The sequence below is a fragment of the Alteromonas sp. S167 genome (genome assembly GCF_036864375.1).
Lineage (GTDB): Bacteria > Pseudomonadota > Gammaproteobacteria > Enterobacterales > Alteromonadaceae > Alteromonas.
Genome location: NZ_JAZETR010000019.1, coordinates 1 through 4,023, shown reverse-complemented (window position 1 = coordinate 4,023; position 4,023 = coordinate 1). Strand labels below are relative to the sequence as shown.

General features: G+C 42.5%; 5 protein-coding genes. All 5 read left to right on the top strand.

From position 1 onward, the window contains the following. The first annotated feature begins 512 nt into the window (after nt 1–512). The 5 genes from V7R35_RS17675 to V7R35_RS17655 all read left to right on the top strand — a co-directional run bounded on the left by V7R35_RS17675 (nt 513) and on the right by V7R35_RS17655 (nt 3,975). Entirely contained in the window at nt 513–869 is a 357-nt protein-coding gene (locus V7R35_RS17675; RefSeq protein WP_334016200.1) for a hypothetical protein, read from the top strand. Nucleotides 870–981: 112 nt separating this feature from the next. Next, complete coding sequence (locus V7R35_RS17670; protein WP_334016199.1) at nt 982–1,302, top strand: hypothetical protein; 321 nt, start codon at nt 982–984, stop codon at nt 1,300–1,302. A gap of 1,302 nt (nt 1,303–2,604) precedes the next feature. Then, nucleotides 2,605–3,054, top strand: coding sequence for a DUF4265 domain-containing protein (locus tag V7R35_RS17665; RefSeq protein WP_269351532.1), 450 nt, complete (start codon nt 2,605–2,607; stop codon nt 3,052–3,054). A 117-nt stretch (nt 3,055–3,171) separates the two neighbouring features. Continuing rightward, nucleotides 3,172–3,597, top strand: coding sequence for a hypothetical protein (locus V7R35_RS17660; RefSeq protein WP_334016198.1), 426 nt, complete (start codon nt 3,172–3,174; stop codon nt 3,595–3,597). A 132-nt stretch (nt 3,598–3,729) separates the two neighbouring features. Then, nucleotides 3,730–3,975 carry a hypothetical protein gene (locus tag V7R35_RS17655; protein WP_334016197.1) on the top strand — a complete coding sequence of 82 codons (246 nt, stop codon included), beginning with the start codon at nt 3,730–3,732 and terminating at the stop codon, nt 3,973–3,975. The last annotated feature ends 48 nt before the right edge of the window (nt 3,976–4,023 follow it).

Sequence of the window (4,023 nt, the reverse complement as noted above, 5' to 3'; positions counted from 1 at the left end):
GCTCACTTCGTTCGCTGGGACGCATACACGCTGGGCGGCTTCGCCATTATGCCCAACGTGCCTGCGCCCGTTATTGAAAAGTTAGAAGGCGTCAGTCTAAACTACTATTGGTTTAGTAAATAACCAGTTCAACCACCCTCACCTGTTGTTTCAAACATCGCCCAAGCATTAGTAGTTTTAATGTCACCGCGCTTACTTCAAAGGTTGCGCAATAGGCGCTTTATCGCCAAGTTATTATTTAAATTCTGCAAGCACCATTGCACTTGGTAACTCATAGGGCGGCTTGCTTCAGTCAAATCAATACCATCACTGCATTGTTGTTTTACTTGTTTGTGTTAATAATCAATCGTATGCTGACTTTATTAGTTTTTAATAAGGCCAACGGAACAGGCTCTGCTTCTAACAAAGCGCTGAAGTCACTCCCTTCGGTCGTTCGGACGCATTTACGCGGGGCGGCTTCGCCATTATGCCCCACGCAACTGCGCCGCTTAGCTTAAAGTTAGGTGTCAGGGATGAAAACGGTACTACTGTCATTTATTGTAATTGTGTTAGCTGGGTGCACTTCAGTCGCCAAACCAACTATTCACCTCCACTCAGATGGAGTTAGCGAAGAAAACTTAACTAACCTAAGAATCAAATTAGAAAAAAGTGGATATACCGTAGTAAGTGGCAATCAAGACTTTTCTCATTTCTTATTCACGCCACTCATAGTTGTTCCCAAAAAATCAGGTTTCAATACACCAGAGCTTCGGCAGCAAATAACCAACACTTTAGGCTCTATCCCAATTGTAAAACGTGGTAACTTTAAAAATCATAAGTATTCGGGCGACCACATTGGTGTGTATCTTCGAGGAAACAATGCCACCTAACAAAAAAATTAAGTCACTCACTTCGTTCGCTGGGACGCATACACGTGGGCTGCTTCGCATTTTAGCCCACGCGTATGCGCCCCTTATTTAAAAGTTATACGCCTTTGAAACTATGAGTCTTGAACAAGAAAAAATAACTGCTTGTGAACATGCCAAAGCCTTGTTAAATAATAACTCTCTCTTTATTGACAGAGTTACCGAGCTGTCTTACATCGGTAATAGAATATATGGGCAATGCTGGGAAACTGAGTTTCATGTTTTTGGTTTAATCGCCTCAGAAGCCGATCATTTACCTTTGGAAAAGGTTAGACAGTTTTGCTCCCAAGATTTCTTAGAAAAATCAGACAAGGAAGTATCAGAGCTAATAGGTTTGTACTCGCAAGACATTGGAAATGCTTGCAGGGAAATATTAAGCAAATTCAGTAACGTATAACAAACGCATTAACACTCGCTACGCTCGCTAGGGACAAAAACACGTAGGCTCCCTTCGCTTCGCTCTGTATTATAGCCTACATATTTTTGCCCGTTATGCGGGCTGTTAGAAGGCGTCAGCCTTAACTCCGTTTGGCTCTATAAGTTCACAAGTTCAACTACCTTCACCTGTCTTCACTAGCATCGCTCTGGCTTTTGGTAGCTTTAATGTCGCCGCTTTAACTTCAACGGTTGCGCATTAGGCGCTTTATCACCAAGTTCTTATTTTTGATCAGCAAGCGCCAATGCGTTTGTAAGTCCAAATCGCGGCTTGCTACAGTTAAATCAAAAACATCACCGCGCTGTCGTTTCTCTTGTTTGCGTTAACAATCAATCGTATGCTGGCTTCATTAGTTTTTAAAAAGGCCAACGGAACAGGCTCTGCTTCTAACAAAACGCTAAAGTCGTTCCCTTCGGTCACTGGGACGCTTACACGCGGGGCAACTTCGTTATTATGCCCCACGTGCCAGCGCCCCTTAGCTTAGCGTTATACACCACCCATTTTTTAGTAAAAATCAGGCCAAAGTACAGCGCTTTTTTACAACGGCTTTAGGGGTTCGTTTTAGTTTTTAGTAAGCATCGAAGGTGGCGTGACAGTCCTGCTTTTCAACTCAAACAGCCCTCTTCTTTGGCTTCTAGCAAAAGCTAAAAACGTTGGTTGTTTTGCTCAGTACTTTTACTCTATTTTCTTCAACATGCTGGCAGTTAACATACGGTTTGTGTATAACAAAAAAATTAAGTCGTGGGCTAAAGCCCACTGGGACGCTAACACGCAGGGCCGCTTCGCTATTGTGCCCTACGCGTTATCGCCCCTTATTTAAAAGTTAGAAGGCGTCAGCCTAAACTTCGTTCGGCTCTATAAATTTATCAGTCCAATTACCCTCACCTGTTTTCACTAGCATCGCTCAGGCTTTGGGAGTTTTAATGTCGCCGCTTTAAATTCAAAGGTTGCGCATTAGGCGCTTTGTCACCAATTCCTTATTTTGGGTCAGCAAGCGCCAATGCGTTTGTTAGTTCAAATGGCGGCTTGCTTCAGTCAAATCAAAAGCATCATCGCGCTGTCGTTTCACTTGTTTGCTTTAACAATCAATCGTATGCTGGCTTCATTAGTTTTTAAAAAGGCCAACGGAACAGGCTCTGCTTCTAACAAAGCGCTTAAGTCGTTCCCTTCGGTCACTGGGACGCTTACACGCGGGGCAACTTCGTTATTATGCCCCACGTGCAATCGCCCCTTAGCTTAGCGTTATGTTTCTCGGAAGATATTTTGGAAAATTTAGTAAAAGTCAGCGTTACGCTAACATCGAATAACATTCAAAATGCCAGTACAGAAACTATGTGGGCAGAGCCTCTGGGTAACGATCTCTACAGACTTCAGAACTCGCCGTTCGCAGCTTATGGTTTTAGCTATCTTGATGTTGTAAAAGCTATAGGTAACGAAACTCCCGAGGTTGTAGAAATTGTCGAAAGCTCAGGTCACTCAACTTATCGAGTACTATTAGAAGCTGGAGTTCTAGAAAGCGATAGATTTGGTCATTATTGGCAGAAACTTGAAAACATTGGCTGTACTTTTGAAGGCTCCCAGTCAAAGCTATTAAGTATTGACGTACCACCTTCAACCAATATATTTGCCGCTTATTCAATTTTAGAATCAGGTGAATCTGCGGGAGTGTGGGAGTTTGAAGAGGCAAAGTGTGCTCATAGCACCGAAACATAACAAACCACTCAAGGCTCTTGCTTCGCTCGCTGGGACGCTAACACATGGGCTGCGTCACTTCGTTCCTAATTTTAGCCCATGTGTTATCGCCCCTTAGTGGGGTGTTAGGTGCCACAGATGGATTTTTTAATTGAGCAGCACTTATTTGGAGGCAAGAAGCTCGGAGATAGGATTGCCGCAACTGATGGAATTCAGCACGATAAGTCTTTTAAACAAGGTTATTCCATCGCTACGGATAATGGCATCTTCATTGGCCTTTTTCTTAATTTCACTGATGGCAATCACGCTTTCAAAAATTTTGAAGGTGCTATTGAGTTTAAAGGCCGAAAATTCAATTTTCGCGAAAACACTACTGTTCAACAAATAGAAGCCATTTTTGGAACTGCTGTTGATGGTTTTAAAGACGAAGTTGAAATTAGCCGGCGATTTGTCGTGTTTGATTTGCTTATAGAATGCAGCTGGTATCATGATTTCGACGGTATTTCATTTACATATATATCAATAGAAAGGAACGATGGCTTTTATCAAACAAGTGGCACCTAACAAACAAATAAAGTCACTCGCTAACGCTCGTTGGGACGCTAACACGCAGGGCCGCTTCGCTATTATGCCCTACGCGTTATCGCCCCTTATTTAAAAGTTATATGCTTTTAGGAAATTGAAAAAGGAATTTTAATGAATAAACAAAGCAACGCCTTTCATCCAGTCACCAAGGCATTCGCACTGCTAGGTGCGTTCATTTGTGGCTTTTTTGCTGTAACACTATTTGTTTCAAGCTCATTTGCGTTACCAGACATTATTGCTGTATTGCTTGGCTGCGCTAAAGCAGTTTTAATTGCACTACTCGCTTTGGGCTTTTGGAATGCGGGCAAACATAGTAAAAACCCTTTTCAAATAAATCCATTCAGTAGGCCAAGATAACGAGCACTGAATTCAAGGTTGTTTATGCTCGCATATAACAAAAAAATA